Origin of the sequence: Streptomyces sp. NBC_00454, assembly GCF_041434015.1 — a bacterium.
In the GTDB taxonomy this organism is placed as follows: Bacteria; Actinomycetota; Actinomycetes; order Streptomycetales; family Streptomycetaceae; genus Streptomyces.
The window spans coordinates 6965846-6987216 of the sequence record NZ_CP107907.1; the positions used below are offsets into that span (position 1 = coordinate 6965846).

Consider the following 21371-nt stretch of genomic DNA (forward strand, 5'->3'; position numbering starts at 1 on the left):
TGACGGGACCGATTGGCTTCTGCGACGCCGGGGGCGTCCTGATCCGGTACGCGCAGAGGCTCACTGAGGCAGGCGGTCCCAGAACGAGCAGTGGTGCGCGGAACGCGCATCGACGGGGTGGATTCCGCCTGCTCCGGGGGCCAACGACTGCACCGACCGCGCGAGAGGTGACGAAGGGTGGAGGCGAGGCCAGAGCGGTGCGTCGGAGGCGTTCGGGTTGCCGGTGCGCGCGAAGTTCGTCCAGTAGTCGACCATCCGGTCCGACAGGGCGCGCTGGGCATCGGTCAGCGGTTGCTCGGTGGGGAGGGAGGAGAACAGGAACGGCATCTCGAAGCCGTGCGCCGCACCGTAGGGGAAGTCCGGATTCGCCGGTAGACCGGTGAGGACGGGAGCACCCGGATCGCTGAACTCGTAGCCGTAGAGGGGGAGGCCCGGGGCATGAGCGGCGATGGCTCGCCCGGCCGCCAGTGTGGTGCATGCGAGGGATCGATCGGTCAGCACCGTGGCCCAGGCCAGTGCGGGCGTGGGGTGGTGTGCTGCCGGATACTGGGCCTCGACGGCCGGGGCATCGAGCCCGAAGGCGTCCACCAGACGGGCGCGATAGTCGCTCTCGGTGCGGATCGGGAACGCGGCGAGCGTCAGGCCGACGAACATCCGCATCTCATCGTGGTTGGTGCCCAGGATGACCGGCACGCGGTGGAAGCGTCCCGATGCCAATGCCTCGGCCGGTGCCACGGGCAGCAACGTGTTGCCGAAGGCGGGCCGGTTGAAGGACTGCATCAGCTGCGCGGTGGCGAGGCGATCCGTGCTCTGCCCGCGCAGGCAGGCCAGCACCTCGGCTCCGCCGTCCGCCGGGCAGCCCAGTTGCCGGGCGGCTTCTGCTCCGGCCGTCTGGACATCGTGCTGTGAGGCGAACGGCTCGTACGCCGGTATCCCGGGTCCGAGAGCGCCGCGCGGGAAGGACATGAGGCAGGAACCGCTCTGGAGTACGGCCCGCTGGAAGAGTCCGACGGCGGTCGGTGAGGTGAGGTGTGCACAGATGCTGAGGGCGCCTGCGGACTCGCCGAACAGCGTGACACTGCCCGGATCACCGCCGAAGTGCTCCGCGTTCGCCCGCACCCAGCGCAGGGCGGCCTGTTGGTCCGCCAGACCGAACGGCGGGGCGGAGCCCAACCCGGGGTGGCCGAAGTAACCGAAGATCCCCAACCGGTAGTTGACCGTGACGACGACCGTGTCACTCCGGACCGCCAGCTGTTCGGCGCGGTAGTCGCCGCCGGAGCCGCCCAGGAACGCACCGCCGTGCATCCACACCAGCACGGGCCGCTTCTGTCCGGCGGGCTTCGGCTTCGGCGTCGGCACGGTGACGTTGAGGTAGAGGCAGTCCTCCGATCCGAGGACCGCGCTCGCACCTGGTGCCGGCATCTGGACGCAGCGTTGAGCCGCCGTCGTCGCATCCCGGACACCGTGCCACGTGGCAGCGGGTACGGGAGCGCGCCAGCGCAGCGGTCCCGTCGGAGGCGCAGCGTAGGGAAGGCCGTCGAAGGTGGTGTACGAGCCGTGTGACACACCGCGTACCAGGCCGTGGTCGGTCCGTACGACGTCACCGCTCTGGCTCGCGGAATGCGGGGAACCGGGTTGTGCGGCGGTCGCCGGCACGGCGGTGGCGGTGAGGAGCGCCACCGCGCAGAGCAGGGGGAAGAGCACCCCACGGATCCTGGCTCTTCGGGATGGACGCGGTGCTGTCATGGTCGGGGACATGCGTACCCACCGTTCTCGGTCGGGGTCGGGGTCGGGGTCGGGGTAGGGGTTGGGATCGGACGAGGTCGGACGAGGTCGGACGAGCCCGCACGAGGTCGCTCGGGCCGGAACGAGTCCTGGGCGGTGGGGGGCTGGTGCGGACCGGCGCGGTCAGTGATCAATACGCTAGAACCTCCCGCGCACTGGAGGTTCAAGAGGCTGTGACGCAAGACACGTGGAGCATCGGTGAGCTCGCGGCCGGAACGGAGGTTCCGGTGAAGACCCTGCGCTACTACTCCGACAGCGGTCTGCTGCCCCTGGCCGGCCGTAGCGCCGGTGGTCATCGGCGCTACGGTCCTGAGGCGTGGGAGCGGATCCGTCTCATCAGACGCCTACGGGCGCTGGACACCCCGATCGCGACCATCACGCAGGTGGTCACCGGCGAGTGCTCCCTCGGTGAACTGGTGGCGACCGAGCTCGAAATGGTGCAGGAACGACTGACCGAACTGCGGTGGCGCCAGGCCACGCTCCAGTCCCTGGACGACTGCACGAGCGAGGAGCGGCTCCGGCGTCTGGAGATCCTCTCCCGCGTGCAGCGGCTGCCGCAGGCGCACCGCACTCTCACCGATCACTGGTATCGCGAGCTGTCCGGGACCATGCCCAAGCACCGACTCGACATCATGATCGCCATGCTGTCGCCCGCCCCACCGCAGGACCCCGATCCCGGTTCGGCCCTGGCCTACGCGGAGCTTCATCTGCTCATCGCCACGCCCAGTTTCACCCGCTGGACTCAGGACCACGACGAGGAGATGAGGGACGCCCCGGCCTTCTACGGGGAGATCGACGAAGCTGCCGTGCTGACGGCCGCCGCACTGGCCCAGGGTCTCCCGCCCAGCGCCGGGGATGCGGTGAACGCATTCGTATCCGCCCACGCACGGGCCCGGCGGGAGTCGGACACCCCGGCCTTTCGTGCATACCTGCACGGGCTGGTGACGAGGTCATCCGGCTTCGACCCCCGCCTGGAACGGTATTGGGCCCTCGTCGGCACCGCCACCGGCGGGCGCGTGCTGAACATGACGGTGGCTCATCGATGGCTGACCGACGGACTGTCGCTCTCGATAGCCGGAAAATGAGCCTTCGGCCGCGGCCGGTACGCCCCTTCGGCGGACGCCGGCGCCGCCGCCGCACGGACGGCGCGGGGGGAGGCGCCAAGTTCGCGCCTGCAGGCTTTGTTGAAGGCCTGCAGGTCGGCGATGCCTACCGACGCGGCAACCGCCGGGATGGAGAGGGTCGACTCGAGCAGCAGGTGCCGGGCCCGGTGCAGGCGCCGTCGCCGGATGTAGGAGATGACGGTGTCGCCCGTCTCGGCGCGGAAGAGCCGGGTGAGCTGGTTGTGGGACACCCGGGCGGCCCGTGCGACGTCCGGTACGGCCAGGGGCCGGGCCAGGTGGGCCTCGATGTGCGCGACGGCCCGGGTGACGGCCGGGTGCGGGGCGCCCTGGAGTACCGGCGGTGGCAGCTGGGCCACCCGCCAGAGCGCCGCCCAGATCTCGGCGGACGCCCGGGCGGGGGAGCCGGGTGCGGCCGCGATGGCGTTGTGGAGCAGTTCGGACAGCGCCGAAGCCTGCGCTCCCGCGTCCTGCATCACCGGCACCCGGCTGGACTCGCCGCTCTCGGGTAGCCACAGGTGGGCGAAGAGGTGCTCGGACCTGCCCAAGTAGCGGAACTCCACCGGGGTGTCCGGCGGCACGAGGCTGACATGACCCGGCCGGATGGTGTGGACCGTTCCGTCGATCACCAACTCCCCGGCGTATCCGTACAGGTGCAGCTGCCACAGGTCCGGGAGCCGGAACACCTCCCGCGCCGTGGAGGTCCCGTGCACGCCCACACCGACCATGGCGACCCTCGGCGGCTCGTTCAAATGGATCGCGATCACGGTGAAAAAATACCAGTGGTGGTGAGCCCCGCCCATACGAACTGCCCTGTCCAAACTCTGGCGTTGGTGCCGGCAGCGAGAGATGGCACACGTTCTGGACCACCTCGGGAATCGACGAGGAGGGTGTCGCATGGCGATGCAGAAGTGGTTCACCGACGCAAGTCGGGTGCCCGGTACGCCGTGCTCACCGCACGCCACCACGACGGGGTCTGCCTCCGGGACTCCGCACAATCCGATCTGACGGTCGTCAAGGACGTGCGCACCAACCCCCTCGTCACCCCGCCCGAGGGGCGCGAGGACCCGGTCGCCTGGCGGCGCTACCGCCCGTGGAGGCCTCTACCGGGGCAAGGGCCGGGGCTGAAAGGGCGTGCGGACACTGGCGATCTGATCGTTTTGATCAATAGTTCACATGGTCTTGACGTTCAAGATGCGTGGGCGAATGATTCAAGTCGTTCAGCCCACTCGCCAAGGAGCAGTACAGATGAAGGCTCAGTCCTTGCGTGTCTACGGCGCGGTGGCCGCAGCGGTGTCCCTTGCCCTGCTGACCTCCGCCTGCGGTTCCGGCTCCACCACCTCGTCGGCGGCGAAGGACGACGGCAAGCCCGTGACGATCACGTACTGGACCTGGACCGCCGGCGCCGAGGCCGCTGCCGCGGAGTTCAACAAGACGCACACCGACATCCAGGTCCAGTTCTCCCAGATCCCGGGCGGCGCTGACGGCTACAGCAAGATCAGCAACGCGATCAAGGCGGGCGGCGCGCCCGATGTGACGACCATCGAGTACGCGATGGTCCCGGAGTTCGCGAGCCAGGGTTACCTGGAGGACCTCACCGCTTCTTCGGGCGAACTGGTGAAGAAGAGCTTCCCGGCCGGCGTCCAGGATCTGGTGACCTTCGGCGGCAAGACGTGGTCGGTCCCCTTCGACGCGACTCCGCAGGTGTACTTCTACCGCAAGGACCTCTTCGAGAAGTACGCGGTGTCCGTGCCGACGACGTGGGACGAGTACCGTGCGGCCGCCGAGAAGATCAAGGCGGCGGACCCCAAGGCGCGCATAGGCAACTTCCCGACCGACACTCCGCTGGAAGCCACGCTCTCCTGGCAGGCCGGCGCCAAGTGGTTCCAGATCAAGGACGGCGCCTGGAAGCCCGAGATCAACGACGCCCCCTCGCAGAAGGTCGCCGCCTTCTGGCAGGGGATGCTCAAGGACGACCTGGTCTTCAACTACGGCTCCGGTACTCCGGAGGAGAACAAGTCCAGGGCCGACGGCACGTCCGCCAGCATCGTGGGCGCCGCTTGGAGCGGCGGCGGAATGATCTCCACCATGCCGGATCTCAAGGGCAAGTGGGGCGTCGCCCCGATCCCGAACTGGGGCACCCCGGCCAGCGGCATGTTCGGGGGCACCAGCTTCGCCGTGCCCAAGGGCAGCAAGCACACGAAGGCCGCCGCGGAGTTCGTCAAGTGGGTGACCACGGACCCGGCCGCGATGACGGCCCGGATCGGCGCCCTGAAGAACCCGAGCACCAGCCTGCCCGCGAACCGGGAGATGGCCGCGGTGGCGGCGAAGGCCTTCGACACCTCCTACTTCGGTGGTCAGGACTTCTACAAGCTGACCGGCGAGCAGATCGACACGATCGTTCCCGGCTGGACCTGGGGCCCGGTCTGGGGCAAGGTCAACGCCGACTTCAAGGACGAGGCGGCCAAGAACGGTCTCGCCAACGGCCTGGTGAAGGCGCAGGAATCGGCCCGGACCACCATCGGGAGCCGTGGGCTCAAGCTCGCCGAGTGACGCGGAGGGGGTGACCGCGAACCCTCGCGGTCACCCCCTCCGCGGAGGCCGAAGCCGGAACCCGGAAGCCGGAACCCGGAAGCCGGAAGCCTGAAGCAGGAAGTCTGAACCACCCGCACCGCCAAGGAGCCAACCGTGGCATCACCTCCCGTAGCTCCGGCACGCGCCGGAAACACGCTGCGCCGCAACCAGCGCGGCGCCGCAGCCCTGTTCCTCGTCCCGTTCTTCGTCCTGTTCGCCCTCGTCATGGTGGCGCCGGTCGTCTACGCGGGGTGGATGAGCGTGTTTCGGGAGCAGTCCTCGGGACTCGGATTCGGCGGCGTCGAGCGGACCTTCGCGGGTCTGGCGAACTACTCGGCAGTGCTGGCCGATCCGGAGTTCCGCACGTCCTTCCTGCACGTCGCCACGTACTGCGTGCTGTACATCCCGGTCATGATCGGCGGTGCCCTGGGCCTGGCCCTGCTGGTCGATTCGACCTATGCCCGGGCCAAGCGCTTCTTCCAGCTCGCCTTCTTCCTGCCGCACGCCGTGCCGGGACTGATCGCCGCGATCATCTGGATCTACCTCTACACTCCCGGACTCAGCCCCGTGATCGAATGGATCGACGGCGCGGGCGGCAGCTGGAACTTCTTCTCGCCCGCCAACTCCCTGTCGTCGATGGTCAACATCGCCGTCTGGCAGTGGATCGGCTACAACATGGTGATCTTCTTCGCGGCGCTCCAAGCGGTGCCCCGCGAGGTCATCGAGGCCGCCACCGTGGACGGAGCGGGCGCCTGGCGCATCGCCCTGGGCATCAAGGTGCCGATCATCCGGTCCTCCGTCGTCATGACCGTCCTGTTCACCTGCGTCGGAGCGATCCAGCTCTTCACCGAGCCCAGGCTGCTCTCCGACAAGGCGCAGGCACTGGGCAACGACTGGTCGCCCACGATGTACATAGTCAGCAAGGCCTTCATCGACCAGGACTACGCCTCCGCGGCCGCCGCGTCGCTGCTGCTGGCCCTCGTGGCCGGGGCGCTGTCCTTCGTGGTCACCCGGATCGGGAAGCGGTGGCAGGAATCATGAGCACGCAAGCCCTCCCCTCCCGCACCGTCGAGCGGACCCCCGTGCCGCCCGTCCGCTCCACGGCGCCGAGCCGGCCCCGCGCCCCGCGGGCCTGGGCCTCCAAGGCCGCCGTCAACACCGTACTGGTCATGCTGGCGCTCTACACGCTGATGCCGATCAGCTGGCTGCTGATCGCCGCCACCAAGAACCGCCGCGACCTCTTCGCCACCAACGGCTTCCAGTTCGGGGAGTTCAACCTCTTCTCCAACATCCACGAGGTCTTCACGCACAATGACGGCATCTACGGACGCTGGCTGCTCAACACCGTCGTCTACGCAGTGGTCGGTTCCGCCCTCTCCTCGCTCGTCTCCGTCGCGGCCGGATACGCCTTCGACAAGTACGCCTTCGCCGGCAAGGAGAAGCTCTTCGGCGTGGTCCTCGCCGGCGTCCTCGTACCCGGGGCCGTCCTGACACTGCCCATGTACCTGCTGGCCTCCAAGGCCGGGCTCACCAACACCTACTGGGCCCTGCTCATCCCCTCGCTCGTCAACCCGTTCGGCGTCTACCTCGCCCGCGTCTTCTCCGAGGGCTACGTTCCGTACGAGGTCATCGAGGCGGCCAGGGTCGACGGCTCCGGCGAGGTGCGGACCTTCCGCAGGATCGCGCTGCCGATGCTCGCCCCCGGATTCATGACGCTCTTCCTCTTCTCCTTCACCGCGAGCTGGAACAACTTCTACGGTGCGCTGATCATGCTCAACGACAAGAACCTGTACCCCGTCAGCCTCGGCCTCCACATGTGGAACGTCTCGACCACCGAGAGCCCCGAGATGTACTCGCTGGCCATCACGGGTTCCCTGATCGCGGTGATCCCGCTGGTGATCGCCTTCCTCTGCCTGCAGCGCTTCTGGCGTTCGGGACTCACCGCCGGAGCGGTGAAGTAGATGAAGAACGAGGACTGGCTGCGGAGCGCGGTCGTCTACCAGATCTACCCCCGCAGCTTCGCCGACGGGAACGGCGACGGCGTCGGCGACCTGGCCGGCATCCGAGCCCGCCTGCCCTACCTGGCCGAACTCGGCGTCGACGCCGTCTGGATCAGCCCCTGGTACGCCTCCCCGATGGCCGACGGCGGCTACGACGTGGCCGACTACCGCGACATCGACCCGCTCTTCGGCAGCCTCGCCGAGGCCGAGCGGCTCATCGCCGAAGCCCACGCGCTGGGCCTGCGCATCATCATCGACCTGGTCCCCAACCACTGCTCCGACCAGCACCCCTGGTTCGCCGAAGCCGTGGCCGCCGGCCCGGGATCACCGCAGCGGGCCCGCTTCCACTTCCGCCCCGGACGCGGAACGGCCGGCGAACTGCCGCCCAACGACTGGCAGTCCCACTTCGGCGGCCCCGCCTGGACCAGGGTTGCCGACGGCGAGTGGTACTTGCACCTCTTCGCCTCCGAACAGCCGGACTTCGACTGGGACCACCCCGACGTCCGCGCCGAGTTCGAGGACGTCCTGAGGTTCTGGCTGGACCGCGGGGTCGACGGCTTCCGCATCGACGTCGCCGACCATCTCGCGAAGGCCCCCGGCCTGCCGGAGGTCCGCGACTACCGGGCGCGCGACGCGAACGACAGCCCGTGGACCGACCAGGACCCGGTACACGAGGTCTACCGTTCCTGGCGTGCCCTCGCCGACTCCTACGAGGGCGAGCGGGTCTTCGTGGGCGAGATCTGGCTCGAGGACCGGGACCGGTTCCGCGCCTACCTGCGTCCCGACGAACTCCACACCGCCTTCAACTTCCCCTTCCTCAGCACGGCTTGGGACGCCGAAGCGCTGCGCACGGTCATCGACCGGACCTTCGCGGACCACGGGCCGATCGGCGCGGTCCCGACCTGGGTGCTCTCCAACCACGACGTCATCCGCCACGTCACGCGCTACGGCCGGGCCGACACCCGGCACAGCTGGGATCCGGTCACCGAAGGCGTCCCCGTCGACCTCGCCCTCGGCAGGCGCCGAGCCCGCGCCGCGGCGCTGCTCACCCTGGCCTTGCCCGGCTGCGCGTACGTCTACCAGGGCGAGGAACTCGGCCTGGCCGAGGTCGAGGACATCGCGGCCGAGCTGATCCAGGACCCGAGGTGGCCCCGCTCCGGATTCACCGACCGGGGCCGGGACGGCTGCAGGGTGCCGCTGCCCTGGTCCGGGGACGGGGCCCCGTACGGGTTCAGCCCCGAGGGTGCGACGAACACCCCCTGGCTCCCGCAGCCCCCGGACTGGGCCGGGTTCAGCGCCGCCGCGCAGCAGGGCGACCCGGCGTCCACGCTGGAGCTCTACCGCGCTGCCCTGGGCCTGCGCCGCACGGAACCCGACCTGGTGGCGGGGGAGTTCGCATGGCTCCCGGCCCCGGACGGGGTCCTGGCCTTCACCCGCGGCGCCGGTTTCACCTGCCTCGTCAACCTAGCCGCCGAGGCCGTCGAACTGCCCCCGCGCTCCAGCCTCCTGCTGGCCAGTGGGCCGCTCACCGGGAGCGGACTGCTGCCGGGAGGAACCGCCGTGTGGATGCGCACCGCCTGACGGCGCCGTGATCCCCGTGAGGAGCCGGCCCGCAGCCGTGGGGGCGCAGGGGCCGGCTCCGCCCCGCCTCCCGATCTCGAAGGGAAAGCGATATGACCACCCGCCCCACACCCGCACAACTCGCCTGGCAGAGGGACGGGTTCGGTCTCTTCCTGCACTTCGGCATCAATACCTTCAACGGCCGTGAGTGGAGCGACGGCACGCTGGACCCGACCAGCTTCGACCCGACCTCCCTGGACACCCGGCAATGGGTGCGGACCGCGGTCGCGGCCGGCGCCAGGTACGTCGTCCTCACCGCCAAGCACCACGACGGGTTCTGCCTCTGGCCGACCGCCACCACCACGTACTCGGTCGCCTCGTCGCCCTGGCGCGACGGCCGGGGCGACGTCGTCGCCGAACTCGCCGAAGCCTGCCGGGAAGCAGACATCGGACTGGGCCTCTACCTGTCCCCCTGGGACCGCAACGCGCCCTGCTACGAGGACCCCGAAGCCTACGACGCCTTCTACCTGGAGCAGCTCACCGAGCTGTGCACCCGGTACGGCCCCCTGTACGAGCTGTGGTTCGACGGCGCGGGATCCGAGGGCAGGACCTACGACTGGGAAGCCGTCACGGCCCTTATCTCCGAACACCAGCCGGACGCCATGGTGTTCAACATGGGCGCCCCGACGATCCGCTGGATCGGCAACGAGGACGGGCTGGCGAGCGACCCCTGCCGGTACACCGTCGACTCGACCGGCATCAGCATCTACGACGACGGTGCGGCCCTGCTCGGCCGGGCCCGCTACCTGCCGCCCGAGTGCGACGTACCCATCCGCGGACACTGGTTCTGGCAGCCGGACGACCTGCACACCCTCAAGAGCCGCGAGCACCTCCTCGCCATCTGGTACCGCTCGCTCGGACTCGGGGCCGGCCTGCTCCTGAACGTCCCGCCGGACCGCACGGGCCGCATCGACCCCGCGGACGGCGCGCGCCTGCTCGAATTCACCGCGGAGGTGGAACGGAGCTTCTCCCGGCCGTTCGTCCCGCGGCTGGCCACCGGACCGGGCGGCACGGTCGAGGCCCGGTTCACGAGGCCCGTCGTGCTCGACCACCTGGAACTGAACGAGGAGCTCACGGACGGCCAGTTCATCAGCGGGCACGAGGTCCTGGTGGACGGCGAGGTGATCGCCTCCGGCCGGACCGTCGGCGTCCGCCGCATCCACGCGTTCCCTCCCGTGGAGGTCACCAAGCTGAGCATCCGGCTCACCGGCTCCGGCAGCCGACTGGCCGGCATATCGGGATTCTTCACGGGCCGCGGAGCGGCCCCCGCGCTCGAAGAGCAGCCCCGCGGCGCCACGGAGAAGTTCGACGACCCCGTCCACTGACCGGCCGCCGCCGCCATCCACCCACCCACTCACCCACCGAAGACGGGAAACCGACCTTTGTCCACCTCGCCCGACCCCCGCCGCCACGTCCTCGTCGTCGGCATCGACGGGGTACGACTCGACGCGCTCCCCACCGTGGCCACACCGCACCTCGACGTGGTGGCCGCCGCCGGATTCCTCGGCCCCATCGAGATCGACGAGGCCACGCCCACGATGTCCGGCCCCTGCTGGGCCACCGTCGTCACCGGAGTGGGCATCGCCAAGCACGGCGTCTACGGCAACAACTTCACGGGCCACCGCCTCGACGTGTTCCCGGACTTCACCACCCGGCTCGCCCAGGAGAACGGCCGCAAGACCTTCGTGGCCGCCGGCTGGGAGCCGCTGCTGCTCGCCCGCCAGGGCGGCCCGCTGTTCGCCGCACCCAGCAGGCTCTCGTACGTCGCACCGCGCGCGGACACCAGCGAGGACTGGCAGGTCTGCGACGACCAGGTCACCGGGGAAGCCGTCCACGTGCTGGCGACCGACGACCCGGAGGTCTCCTTCGTCTATCTCGGCTCGGTCGACGAGACCGGACACCTGCTCGGCTGCGGGGACGAGTACCTGCGGGCGATAGAGCGGGCCGATCAACGCCTCGGCCGCCTGCTCGACACGGTCCGCGCCCGTCCCGGATACGCACGGGAAGCCTGGACCGTCATCGTCGTCACCGACCACGGCCACCGGGACGGCGGCGGCCACGGCGGTCGGAGCGTGGAGGAGCGGACGGCCTGGGTCGCCTGCTGCGGCCCGGACATCCCCACCGGGCCTCCCGCCCGGGAGCTGCGCTTCGAGGATGTCGCCGCGCAGGTGTACGCGAGCCTCGGCCTCGCGTCCGACTCGCACTGGACGCTCGACGGTCTGCCTTTCTCGGCCCCCGTCGTCCCCGTACCGGCCGGGGTCTGACGTGCGGGCGGTGTTCTTCGACATGGACGGGACGCTGATCGACTCCGAGCCGCTGTGGTGGCAGGCGGCCGAAGCCGTGGCCGCGTCCTTGGCGTACACGCTGACCGAGGCCGACGTACCCGATGTCGTAGGACGGTCGGTCGCGGACACGGCCGCCCACCTGCACGCCGTCGGCGGCGCCGCGCGGACGGTGGTGGAGATCGGCGAGGACCTCCTGGCGGGATTCCACGAGCGGGTCGCCCGCGGCCCCCGGCTCATGGCGGGGGCGGTGGAACTCCTCGACGCCCTGGCCGCGGCCGGCGTCCCGCTCGGACTGGTCTCCGCTTCCCCCCGCCCGATCGTGGACCTGGTCCTGGAGCGGCTCGGCGCACACCGGTTCGCCGTGACCGTGGCGGAGGGCGAGACCCCGAGGACCAAGCCGCATCCCGATCCCTACCTCGCCGCGGCGAAGGCCCTGGGCGTCGATGCCCGTTCCTGCGTGGCCGTGGAGGACAGCCCCACGGGCACGGCTTCCGCCGAGGCGGCCGGCTGCGCGGTACTGGTCGTCCCCTCCACCGTGCCGGCCGAACCGGGCGAGGGGCGGCTGGTCCTGGAACGGCTGACCGAGGCGGACCCGGAGCTGCTCCGTTCCCTGGTGGCCCGCTGACCCGAACGGCCGGACCGCCCGCCCCGCCCCGTCCGCGCGACGCGGGCGGGGCGGTCCGTGCGCTACCGGTCAGCCCAGGACGACCTCGATCTCCTGGGTGGCTCCGGCCTTCCCGGTGAGGTCCCCGAAGGTGAGCGTGAGGGCGGAGCCGGTGGTCGCGGAGGTGACCGTGGCCGGTTTGGAGATCACGGAGGCCACCGGGCGGTTCCAGATGATCTTGAGGGCGTCCCGCATCCGCATGGGGTCCGACACGCAGAGGGTGGCGGTGCCGTCGCCGTGCTCCCGGACCAGTACACAGGCGGGGTTGTCGGCGGTGAGGGTGCCGACCGTGCCGGCGAACCAGAAGTTGACGGCGGTGACGCCGAGCGAGGGCACCGTTATGCCCTGCTGGTCGTTGTCGTTGGCGAGGACGGTCAGCCAGCCGGTGGCGGCGGCCCGTGCCGCGGTGGCCGCGGTGGTGGCGCCCGGCATCAGGATGTGGACGCAGGCCGCGTCCACCGGGTCCACGCCGTGGTCGATCCAGAGGGTCAGGTAGCGGCGGGTGATCGGGTCGGTGGTGCCGCCGGTGTTGACGTCGTGCCAGGACCCCGTTCTGGCCTGGCGCAGCGCCTTGACCGTGGCTCCGCCGGGGAACACGTACCCGCCGTGGCCGGCGATCTGCGCCCAGTTGGTTCCGGTGAGCGTGGCCGACCAGCCGAGGGCCGCGGACTGGGCGGTGCCGTTGACGGTGAGGGCCTGGGTTCCCGCGGCGCCGAGGTTGCGGTTGTCGACCACGGTCTCCACCGCGGCGCCGTCGGTGCCTCGGACGGCGCCCGCGAGGCAGACGATCGAGTCGGCCAGGCAGAACCAGGACTTCTTCGCGTAGAGCGTGCTGGACAACCCGCGGACGAACTGGCCGATGGCGGCGTACTCCCCGTCCGTGGCGCCGCCGACCCAGTTCACGTCCGGCCGCGGCAGGCCCCAGGCGCCGCCCTCGGCGTCGGCGAGAGCCTTCTTCGAGACGGTGACCCCGGGCAGCCGGTACGGGTCGACGGTGGCCCAGAAGGCGTCGGTGTACTGGCCGTTGGCGTACGTGTCCCCCCACCACTGGAGCATTCCGGCACCGGCGTGCCAGCCGCGCAGGTTCTCCCCGTTGCCCGTTTCGTAGAACCCCATCCGCTTCGAGGCCATGCTGAGGGAAGCCGCCCAGCCGGGTCTGCGGTGGACGGCCCGGTCCATGCCGGGGAAGATCCGGTGCGCGGTCGGCTCGGCGATCGCGGTGACGGCGCTGTCGTCCTGTACGGCTTTGAGCCGGGCCAGTGCCGCGATGCCCAGGTCGGTGTCGGTGAGGACGGGGCTGTAGTAGTCGCGCTGGATCCAGCCCTTCACCAGACCGCGCCAGCGCTGGTTCTCCGCGCTGCTCGCGGCGGTGCCCAGCAGGGCGATGGACGAGAGGACGCCGTGCCCGCGGCCGTGGTCGCCGCCCTGGAACCCGTACGTGTTGCTCCTCGGGTTGCCCCGGCTGGTGGAGCGCCCGGAGACCGCGTCCATCATCAGGCCGTTGTAGAGGAACGGGGCGAAGGACCCTTCCACCGAGTCGAAGATGATCTGCCGGTTGGTGTCGCCGACCGCCCAGGCCGAACCGCTGAGGAGGGAGAAGAGGCTTGCCAGTCCGCCGAGCAGCACCGCGCCGTAGGAGCCGGTGTAGGCGAGGTAGTTGTGCTGGACGAACGATCCGTCGGCGTAGAAGCCGTCCCCACTGGTGACGAAGGGGAAGACGGGGGAGAGGGCGCCCCGTGCGAGCGTGATCTTGGCGTCGCTCCTGCCGAGGACGCCGCGCAGCGCCAGCGAGCGGCACAGATCGACCCGGTTGGCTCCGGTACTGGTCCCGGTGTAGCTCGTGACCGAGGAGTCGGGGACGAACTTGTCGACGGCGGCGAGGTGGTTGGCGATCTGGGTGGCGGAGAGCTGGTCGTAGAGGACCGTGGTGATGTCCAGCAGGATCTGCGGGGAACCGATCTGGAAGTCCCACCAGTTGCCGAACTGGCTCTTCGACGGGTTGTAGGCCTGGTTGTACAGGTGGTCCAGACCGGTCCTGATCTCTTCCGCCAGCGCCGTGCTGCCGGTCAGTCCGGTGCCGGGCTGGGCGTGGGCCTGGGCCATGGTGGCCAGGCGGGCGTAGCTGCCGGTGATCGAGCTGGAGACGGTCAGGGGCAGATCCGGCCAGAGGGATCCGCTGACGGCAGCCATCGTGGACCGGACCTCGGAGGCCTGGGTGCCCAGCAGTGCGAGCTTCTGGGCGAAGGGGGCGGCCGCCGGGTCGAAGCCGGTGCCCAGCACCATGTCCCGCCACTTGAGGCGGAGCGTGTCGTACGCGTCGACGGCGAACGCGTCGCCGGCCGATGCGAGGACGCCGGCCGAGGAGACCGAGCCGAGCAGGACGGTGGTGCCGGAGAGGCGGAGGAAGGAACGGCGGGACCATGGGCTGGACATGGAGCCTCCAGGGAGGGGGCGTGACCGTCTCGTCGGACGGCATGCCACGGCCGCGAGCGGGTTCCGCGCGCAGCAGGAGGCGACCGCTCGGCATCGAGGCGGTGACGGGGTGGGAGCGGGGGAGGGGGCGTTCCGCTCACCGGATTTCTAGCATGTGATCGAAATATGACTCAAGAGTCGTGCAGAGATCGATTCGTTCGAATGGTCATATGTGTACGCGGCGAGCGCCGCACGAGTCCCGGACGCGCAGTTGGGGCAGCAGGTCGATGTGGAGCCGGGGCGCGGGCACGGGCGGGGGCTCCGGGCTCCCGGCGGCCCGGCCGTCGATCCGGTCGAGCAGCAGTCCGGCGGCCGCCGCGCCGACCGCGCGCCGGGGCGGGGCCACGGCGGTCAGCGCCAGCTCGGACAGCCCGGACACCTCGTCGTCGCAGACCACCAGCGCGAGGTCCTCGGGGACGCGGATCCCCAGGGCCTGGAGGCGCGGCAGGAGGACGACGGCGTCGGCGTCGGTGTGCACGAGCGCGGCGGTGACCCCGTGTTCGCGCACCCCGGCACGCAGGTACTCCAGGGTGAGGTCGTAGCGGTGCGATTCGGAGGCCGCAGAGCCCGGGCCGAAGCCGGGAACCACCGCGGCGGGGAGTCCGAGGGTGGCCAGGGCGGTCTCGAAACCTGCCTTCAACTGCTGCGTGTGCGGGCTGTTCTGGAGTGCGTGCGCGATGTGCCGGTGGCCCAGGGAGGCCAGGTGGTGGACGGCGGATCCCGCCCCGTGGGCCGCGTCGGAACGCACCCGGTCGAGGACGTCGACGGGGCTGCCGGTCCTGGTCCACCGTTCGACCAGGACGGTCGGCACGGAGGCCTCCAGGACGGCATCGGCCTCCCCGGGGCCGGGCGCTCCGTCCTCCCAGCTGGGGGCCACCAGCAGGCCGTGCACCCCGGATGCCACGAGCCGCCGTATCTGGGTGCGGTCCTCGTCGGGGAAGTAGCCCGAGAGCGAGAGCACGAGCCGCGCCCCGCGCACGGCCAGGACGCTGCGGGCGCCCTGGACGATCTCGGAGAACGAGTAGTGCATGGTCGGCACGACCATCCCGACCACGGTCCCCTCCCCGGTCCGCGGGGCGGTCCGTGCGGGTGCGGGGACCGGCCGACCGGTCCCCGGCCACACCAGCGCGCCGTGGATCCGCCCGAGCCGGCCTTCGGAGACGAGGACCTCGGCGTCGCGGCGGACGGTGACCATCGAGACGTCCAGCAGGACGGCGAGGACGGCGACGGGCAGGCTGACGTGGTCGCGCACGAGCGCGACCGCCCGTTCGTGTCGCTCGCGGACGTGTTCTCGCACGGGGCCCCCAGGCACTCGGGCACGGGCCGCGCGGTCCCGGCCCGATGGCAATCGATTGTATCGATCGATCGTTCTTTACGCTCGTATCGACCATCAATTGGCTTGCCGTGCGGCCACGGCCTAGGGGCGGACGGTCAGGAGCGGAAGGAGCTCCAGGTGCTGGCGGGGAACGTCCTGCGGGGCGCCCGCCGACAACCGGTCCAGCAGGAGCCCCGCTGCCCGCGCGCCCACCTCGCGCTTGGCGGGAGCCACGGCCGTCAGCGGTACGTCGGCCAGGCCGGCGACCTCGTCGTCGTAGGTGATGACCATCAGGTCCTCGGGCACCCGTACTCCCCGGGCCTGGAGCCGGGGGATCAGCATGATCGCGTCCGTGTCGCTGTGGATCAGGGCGGCGCTCACCCCGCTCTCCTGGACCGCCGTGCACAGGTAGTCCAGCGTCCGCGCGAACAGCTCCGCTTCCGCGAGCGGCCCCTGTCCGGCCGCCGCCCCCGCCCCGGCCTCGGGCCACGCGGGCGCCGGCTCCAGCCCGAGCGCGGCCACGGCCGCCTCGAACCCGGCCCGCAGCCGTGCGGAGGTCGGCGTCTCACGGCTGGCCAGCGCGATCCGCCGGTGCCCGAGCTCCGCCAGGTGCTGTACGGCCCGCGCCGCGCCGTGCGCGTGGTCGGAGGCCACCCGGTCCAGGCCCGCCGCCGGATGGCCCGGCGGAGCCCAGCGTTCCACGAGGACGGTCGGCACCGGCAGTTCCGCCGTCCAGGCGCCCTCGCCGGGACCGGGCGACCCGGCGTCCCAGGTCGGGGTCAGCAGCAGCCCGTCCGCCCCCGTCGACAGCAGCCGGTCCGCCTGGGTCCGGTCCTCGCCCGGCAGGTACCGGGTGAGTCCCACGGTGAGCCTCGCCCCCCGTGCCTCGATCACCTCGCGGGCCCCGCGCACGACGTCGGCGTAGTAGTACTCGGTCGTCGGCACGACCATGCCGATCACCAGGCCCTCGCCGCCGTCACCGGCCGGAGCGGTGGCCCGGGCCGACACCGATGCGGCCGTGGCGGCATGCCCCGCCGCCACCTTGCTGATCACCCCGTGCATCCGCTGGATCTCGCCCCGCGCCGCCATCGCTTCGATGTCCCGCCGCAGGGTCACGGGGGAGACGCCGAGCTCCTGGGCGAGCTCCGCCACGCGGACGCTGCCCCGCACCCGCAGGATCTCGCGCACCTGCGCCTGCCGCTGGTCCACGTGCGGTCTCATCCGGTCCCCCTGGGGTCGTGACGGTGCGGGGGGTGTGCCCCGGTACCCGCCATCATAGGGAATGGAAGCGATCGATACGATCGATTGTGATCGACCGGTCACGCCCGGGCGGCTCCGCCTGCGCGCGGGCCGGGGCTCTGCCGGCCGCCGGTCCGTCCGGGGCGGGGTGACTCCATGGTGCGCAGCCGGTCCACGTGGCGCTGCTGGATCTCCTGGGTGAAGGTCAGGAAGTCCGCGACCAGCTCCAGTTGCCCGGCGTCGTAGCGGGTCGCGACCTGCTGGCCGGCGTCGCCGAGGAACGGGCCGATCAGCCCGTGTGCGCGCTGGGTGGCTTCGGGCGTGACGCGGACCAGGGTCATGCGGCGGTCGGTCGGATGCGGGCTGCGCGTGAGGTACTCCAGCTTCTCCAGGCGGTCGAGCATCGTGGTGACGCTGCCGGTGGTCAGGCCGAGGCGGGTGGCCAGCTCGCGGGGGGTGATCTCCTCGGTGCCCATGAGGATCTCCAGGCAGCGCAGATCCGTCTCGTTCACTCCCATCAGGCGGGCCAGCTCGCGGTCGAAGTCGTCGACGGCCGACTGGTAGGCCTGTACGGCTTTGCCCAGTCGCGACTCGACCGACTCACTCTCGCTTGACATTCAAGGGATCCTTCCTCCATGGTTGCGGATAGCTCGGTATTCAAGATACCCGAAAGTCCAGCAATTCTAGGGAGCGACATGACCTCCAGCACGAGCGACAGACGGGACGCGGCCGAGACCCGCCCCGAGGAGGCGGTGACGCCCTATCCCCAGCGGTGGGCAGCGGCGTTCGTGATGATCCTCGCGGCGCTCCTGGACATGATCGACGGGTCGATCGTGAACACCGCGCTTCCGTCCATGGGCAAGGAGCTCGGGGCCACACCGGCCGAGCTCCAGTGGACCGTCTCCGCGTACATGCTCGGCTTCGCCGCCACGCTGATCATCGCGGGGCACCTCGGAGACCGCTACGGGCGCAAGCGGCTGTTCATGACCGGGGTGGGCGCCTTCGCCGCCGCGAGTCTGGCCAGCGCGCTCGCCGGCAGCGCCGAGGTCCTGGTCGCCTCTCGCGGAGTCCAGGGCGTGGCGGCGGCGATCATCATGCCCCAGGTCCTCGCCTCGTTCCGCACGATGTTCGACGGCGAGGAACGGGGGAAGGCCTTCGCCCTCTACGGGGCGATCGCGGGCCTGTCCACCGCGGTCGGCGTGCTGCTCGGCGGCGTACTGACCGACTGGGACCTGTTCGGCTGGGGCTGGCGCACCATCTTCGCCGTCAACCTGCCCCTCGCCGCCCTCGTCCTGCTCCTGGGCGCCAAGTGGATCCCCGCCTCCAGGGACGGATCCTTCACCGGGCGCATCGACGCGGTGGGGAACCTGGTGCTGGCGACCGCCCTCGTAGCGATCGTGCTGCCGCTGGTCCAGGGCCGCTCCAACGGCTGGCCGCTGTGGGGCTGGCTCTGCCTGGCAGCCGGCGTCCTCACCGTGATCGCGACCGCCGTCCTCGAGTCCAGGCGCGGCACCGAACATCCGCTGCTCCCCGTCAGCCTGTTCAAGAAGCCCGCCTTCAGCGCCGGTCTGCTCATCCAGCTCCTCTTCTACGGGGGGATGTCCGGCTTCATGCTCGTCTTCACCATCTGGCTGCAGAACGGGCAGGGCTACACCCCCACCCAGGCCGGGCTGCTGATGATCGCCTTCAGCGCAGGCTCGATCCTCGCGGCCCCCGCGGTCGACCCGCTGGCCGCGAAGCTCGGCCGCACCGTGCTGATCCTCGGGGCCCTGGTCATGGCCGGCGGCCTGTACTGGGTGCGCCAGGCGGCCCAGGACTCCGCCCCGTCCCACACCGGTGCCTGGCCGCTGGTTCCGGGGCTGTTCCTGGCCGGCGTGGGCCTGATCTTCCTGATCATCCCGCTGGTCAACACCATCCTGAGCACCGTGCCCGGCCAACTCGCCGGTGGGGCCTCCGGGATCCTGTCCACCGCCCAGCAGTTCGGCGGGGCCCTCGGCGTCGCGGTCATCGGCAGCGTCTTCTTCTCCGGTGCCGACAAGGGCCTCACGACCGCCCTCGCCCACGCGGGGCCCTGGGCGATCGCGGCCTACGTGCTGTGCGCGGCGCTGTGCCTGGCCCTGCCCCGCAAGGCCGTCGGCAACCACAGCGCGTAGCCGGCCCGTCCGGCCGACCCGCCGCGCTCGCCACGGCGGGCCACCCGGCGTCCGCGCGCCTCAGACGGAGAAGCCCGTGACCTTCTGCGGGGTCACCCGGACGATCAGCCGGAGCACCTCCTGCGGCTCGGCCAGGGGGTCCTCGCCCAGGTACTTCTGCGAGAGCCTGCGCGGCAGCGATTTCGCCGGGTCGTCGATCAGTTCGGCGGTGCCGCGGACGTCGATGGACCGGTAGGGGTTCGCGGTGTCGAAGACCGTGAGGCTGATCCGTGGGTCCCGCGCGAGATTCCGCGCCTTCCGGCGCCCGGCCGTCGTGGAGAACAGCACGGCATCGCCCTCCCTGATGATCCAGACCACCGAAGTCTGAGGCCCGCCGTCCGGGTTCAGCGTCGCGACGGTGGCGAAGTTCCTCCCGTCCAGCAGCTTGCGCGTCTCCTCATCGAAAAGCTCTGACACAGCCTCGCCCCTCTGCTCGGAAATTCCCGGGACCACTCCCTCATCGAACAGACGCGAAGGCCGGATCCTTCCCGGCCGCAGCACTAGGTCGTGAGACGGGAGACGGCCGAGGTGACGGTGTCGAAGCGCATGGTGGTGCGCGACTGCTGGTCGTACCGGTCCCAGCGCGGCATGGAGGGGTGGTTGGGGTCTCCGGTGCGTATGAACGAGATCCACGCCCGGTGCACGGTCCTGGCGAGGTCGTCCCTGATCCCGGTGTCCATCCCCGCCAGGAACGGCGCGTGCGACCACTTGTCGAAGTTGTCGAAGACGAACGGCAGTTCCAGGCAGTGCGGGGCACCCAGGCGGCCGTCGTGCGCGGGGGTGGGGAACCCGAACTCGTACGTCCAGACCGGGCGGCCCCGTACCGCCCGCGCTTCCGCGAAGGCCAGGGTCGGCTTCCTGAACAGCTCGTCGGTGGTGAGGTCGACCAGGACGTCGATCGGGCGGGCGTCCGGGCGGGCGGCCTCGTACGCCGCGTACGCTTCGGCCGCGCCGTCGCCGAAGCTGTCCCGTGCCCGGCGGAGCACCTGGTCCTTGGTCGTGGCCGCGTACGCCTCGCCCAGCGCGAAGGTGAAGGCGGACTCCTCCCCGGTCCAGCCGATGAGGACGTCGATGTCCGCGCCCGGACCGTCGAGGAGGTTGAGGGCGGGGTGCCGTGCCACCGTCCCGTCGTCCTGCACCGGCATGAACGGCGCGGTCCAGTGCCCCCATTGCGCCGTGGCGGCGAGGAGTCCGGTGGTGGCCTCGACCAGTCGCGGCCACGGCAGCGTGCGCAGCTCGTCCTCGTCCTTCGCGCCGACGATCTCCAGATAGGCGGCGGTGCGGGCCAGGGACTCGGCCGGCGTGGCCAGGGGCATGGCGAGCGGGACGCTCTGCAGGATGGCTCGCCGGAAGAGGCGGCCGTCGCCCCCGGGGCCCGCGAGTGCCGCGGTGGACAGGGCGCCGGCGGACTGGCCGGCGAGGGTGACGTTGCCGGGATCCCCGCCGAAGGCGGCGATGTTGTCCTGGACCCAGCGCAGGGCGGCGAGTTGGTCCGTGAGCCAGAGGTTGCGGCACTCGGCGCCGTCGTCCGCCGCGAAGGACAGCAGACCGAGCGGCCCGAGCCGGTAGTTGAGGTTCACCACCACCAGGTCGCCGTGGCGCGCGAAGGTCTCGCCGGAGTAGTTCGGCATCGCCCCGGACCCGGAGACGAAGGCGCCGCCGTGGATCCAGACCAGGACGGGGCGGCGGGCGTCGTCGGCGCCGGGCGACCACACGTTGAGCGTCAGGCAGTCCTCGTCGAAGGGCGGGAAGCCGTGGCCGCCGAGGACCGGGTCGCCCTCGCGGACGGCCTGCGGGGCACTGGGCCCGTACGTCGTCGCGTCGAGGGTCGTGCTCCATCCCCGGTGCGGCTGCGCGGGGCGCCACCGCAGGGGCCCGACGGGCGGCGCCGCGTACGGCACGCCCTTGAACACGGCCAGGCCGTCTTCGACGACGCCGCGGATCGGACCGGAGCGGGTGTGAACGACGGGCGAGGTGCCGTCCTGGGCGAAACCCATTCGGTGCGTCCTTCCAGACCGGGATCGGGAGTCTTCGGCCCGCTCAAGATATTGCGTATTTATGGCGACCGTCAATATTATTCGATCCCATGGTTGAAGCGGAGGCG

General features: G+C 70.9%; 17 protein-coding genes and 1 pseudogene. 10 read left to right on the top strand and 8 right to left on the bottom strand.

From position 1 onward, the window contains the following. Nucleotides 1–60: 60 nt before the first annotated feature. On the bottom strand, nt 61–1704 hold the full coding sequence (locus OHU74_RS31790; RefSeq protein WP_371619077.1) for a carboxylesterase/lipase family protein: 1644 nt from the start codon (nt 1702–1704) through the stop codon (nt 61–63). Nucleotides 1705–1958: 254 nt separating this feature from the next. Between OHU74_RS31790 and OHU74_RS31795 the strand changes: the two genes are divergently transcribed. Further along, nucleotides 1959–2870: a MerR family transcriptional regulator gene (locus OHU74_RS31795; protein ID WP_371619078.1), complete on the top strand. Its 912-nt coding sequence runs from the start codon at nt 1959–1961 to the stop codon at nt 2868–2870. Here the strand turns inward: OHU74_RS31795 and OHU74_RS31800 are convergent. Then, nucleotides 2822–3709, bottom strand: a complete 888-nt coding sequence (locus OHU74_RS31800) for a helix-turn-helix domain-containing protein (RefSeq protein WP_371619079.1) — start codon at nt 3707–3709, stop codon at nt 2822–2824. The genes OHU74_RS31795 and OHU74_RS31800 overlap by 49 nt on opposite strands. Here OHU74_RS31800 and OHU74_RS31805 point away from each other — a divergent pair. From OHU74_RS31805 to OHU74_RS31840, 8 genes and pseudogenes are all read left to right on the top strand, one after another. Further along, nucleotides 3659–3913, top strand: a pseudogene (locus tag OHU74_RS31805) (alpha-L-fucosidase); the annotation flags it as partial. The gene OHU74_RS31800 and the pseudogene OHU74_RS31805 overlap by 51 nt on opposite strands. Before the next feature lie 241 nt (nt 3914–4154). After that, nucleotides 4155–5459, top strand: coding sequence for an ABC transporter substrate-binding protein (locus OHU74_RS31810; RefSeq protein WP_371619080.1), 1305 nt, complete (start codon nt 4155–4157; stop codon nt 5457–5459). A gap of 246 nt (nt 5460–5705) precedes the next feature. Next, nucleotides 5706–6521 (top strand): carbohydrate ABC transporter permease, encoded by an 816-nt coding sequence (locus tag OHU74_RS31815; protein WP_371619877.1) that lies wholly within the window; start codon nt 5706–5708, stop codon nt 6519–6521. Further along, the gene (locus tag OHU74_RS31820) at nt 6518–7441 is read left to right on the top strand and encodes a carbohydrate ABC transporter permease (protein ID WP_371619081.1); all 924 of its coding nucleotides are present in this window, start codon (nt 6518–6520) and stop codon (nt 7439–7441) included. Before OHU74_RS31815 ends, OHU74_RS31820 begins: the two co-directional genes overlap by 4 nt. After that, nucleotides 7442–9061 carry a glycoside hydrolase family 13 protein gene (locus OHU74_RS31825; protein WP_371619082.1) on the top strand — a complete coding sequence of 540 codons (1620 nt, stop codon included), beginning with the start codon at nt 7442–7444 and terminating at the stop codon, nt 9059–9061. Between the two features lie 92 nt (nt 9062–9153). Next, on the top strand, nt 9154–10425 hold the full coding sequence (locus OHU74_RS31830) for an alpha-L-fucosidase (protein ID WP_371619083.1): 1272 nt from the start codon (nt 9154–9156) through the stop codon (nt 10423–10425). A gap of 57 nt (nt 10426–10482) precedes the next feature. Next, entirely contained in the window at nt 10483–11364 is an 882-nt protein-coding gene (locus OHU74_RS31835; protein ID WP_371619084.1) for an alkaline phosphatase family protein, read from the top strand. 10 nt (nt 11365–11374) lie between these two features. Next, a complete protein-coding gene (locus OHU74_RS31840; RefSeq protein WP_371619085.1) occupies nt 11375–12010 on the top strand; it encodes an HAD family hydrolase in 636 nt (211 codons plus the stop codon). Between the two features lie 69 nt (nt 12011–12079). Here OHU74_RS31840 and OHU74_RS31845 read toward each other — a convergent pair whose 3' ends face one another. The 4 genes from OHU74_RS31845 to OHU74_RS31860 all read right to left on the bottom strand — a co-directional run bounded on the left by OHU74_RS31845 (nt 12080) and on the right by OHU74_RS31860 (nt 17692). Continuing rightward, nucleotides 12080–14482 carry a polysaccharide lyase 8 family protein gene (locus OHU74_RS31845; protein WP_371619086.1) on the bottom strand — a complete coding sequence of 801 codons (2403 nt, stop codon included), beginning with the start codon at nt 14480–14482 and terminating at the stop codon, nt 12080–12082. Nucleotides 14483–14687: 205 nt separating this feature from the next. Continuing rightward, nucleotides 14688–15818 (bottom strand): substrate-binding domain-containing protein, encoded by a 1131-nt coding sequence (locus tag OHU74_RS31850; RefSeq protein WP_371619087.1) that lies wholly within the window; start codon nt 15816–15818, stop codon nt 14688–14690. A gap of 120 nt (nt 15819–15938) precedes the next feature. Then, nucleotides 15939–17057, bottom strand: coding sequence for a substrate-binding domain-containing protein (locus tag OHU74_RS31855; RefSeq protein ID WP_371619088.1), 1119 nt, complete (start codon nt 17055–17057; stop codon nt 15939–15941). A 98-nt stretch (nt 17058–17155) separates the two neighbouring features. Beyond that, on the bottom strand, nt 17156–17692 hold the full coding sequence (locus OHU74_RS31860; RefSeq protein WP_371619089.1) for a MarR family winged helix-turn-helix transcriptional regulator: 537 nt from the start codon (nt 17690–17692) through the stop codon (nt 17156–17158). Between the two features lie 78 nt (nt 17693–17770). On the opposite strand from OHU74_RS31860, the gene OHU74_RS31865 reads away from it, so the two are divergent. Continuing rightward, the gene (locus tag OHU74_RS31865) at nt 17771–19228 is read left to right on the top strand and encodes an MFS transporter (protein ID WP_371619090.1); all 1458 of its coding nucleotides are present in this window, start codon (nt 17771–17773) and stop codon (nt 19226–19228) included. Between the two features lie 60 nt (nt 19229–19288). On the opposite strand, the gene OHU74_RS31870 is transcribed toward OHU74_RS31865, so the two are convergent. Next, nucleotides 19289–19684 (bottom strand): PPOX class F420-dependent oxidoreductase, encoded by a 396-nt coding sequence (locus OHU74_RS31870; protein ID WP_371619091.1) that lies wholly within the window; start codon nt 19682–19684, stop codon nt 19289–19291. 83 nt (nt 19685–19767) lie between these two features. Beyond that, nucleotides 19768–21264, bottom strand: a complete 1497-nt coding sequence (locus tag OHU74_RS31875) for a carboxylesterase/lipase family protein (RefSeq protein WP_371619092.1) — start codon at nt 21262–21264, stop codon at nt 19768–19770. Nucleotides 21265–21371: the final 107 nt, after the last annotated feature.

What these genes read in the sequence shown, in the direction of transcription:
- OHU74_RS31800 (WP_371619079.1), bottom strand. Translation starts at nt 3,709, where the DNA reads ATGGGCGGGGCTCACCACCACTGGTATTTTTTCACCGTGATCGCGATC.
- OHU74_RS31810 (WP_371619080.1), top strand. Translation starts at nt 4,155, where the DNA reads ATGAAGGCTCAGTCCTTGCGTGTCTACGGCGCGGTGGCCGCAGCGGTG.
- OHU74_RS31815 (WP_371619877.1), top strand. Translation starts at nt 5,706, where the DNA reads ATGGTGGCGCCGGTCGTCTACGCGGGGTGGATGAGCGTGTTTCGGGAG.
- OHU74_RS31820 (WP_371619081.1), top strand. Translation starts at nt 6,518, where the DNA reads ATGAGCACGCAAGCCCTCCCCTCCCGCACCGTCGAGCGGACCCCCGTG.
- OHU74_RS31825 (WP_371619082.1), top strand. Translation starts at nt 7,442, where the DNA reads ATGAAGAACGAGGACTGGCTGCGGAGCGCGGTCGTCTACCAGATCTAC.
- OHU74_RS31830 (WP_371619083.1), top strand. Translation starts at nt 9,154, where the DNA reads ATGACCACCCGCCCCACACCCGCACAACTCGCCTGGCAGAGGGACGGG.
- OHU74_RS31845 (WP_371619086.1), bottom strand. Translation starts at nt 14,482, where the DNA reads ATGTCCAGCCCATGGTCCCGCCGTTCCTTCCTCCGCCTCTCCGGCACC.
- OHU74_RS31855 (WP_371619088.1), bottom strand. Translation starts at nt 17,057, where the DNA reads ATGAGACCGCACGTGGACCAGCGGCAGGCGCAGGTGCGCGAGATCCTG.
- OHU74_RS31860 (WP_371619089.1), bottom strand. Translation starts at nt 17,692, where the DNA reads ATGTCAAGCGAGAGTGAGTCGGTCGAGTCGCGACTGGGCAAAGCCGTA.
- OHU74_RS31865 (WP_371619090.1), top strand. Translation starts at nt 17,771, where the DNA reads ATGACCTCCAGCACGAGCGACAGACGGGACGCGGCCGAGACCCGCCCC.
- OHU74_RS31875 (WP_371619092.1), bottom strand. Translation starts at nt 21,264, where the DNA reads ATGGGTTTCGCCCAGGACGGCACCTCGCCCGTCGTTCACACCCGCTCC.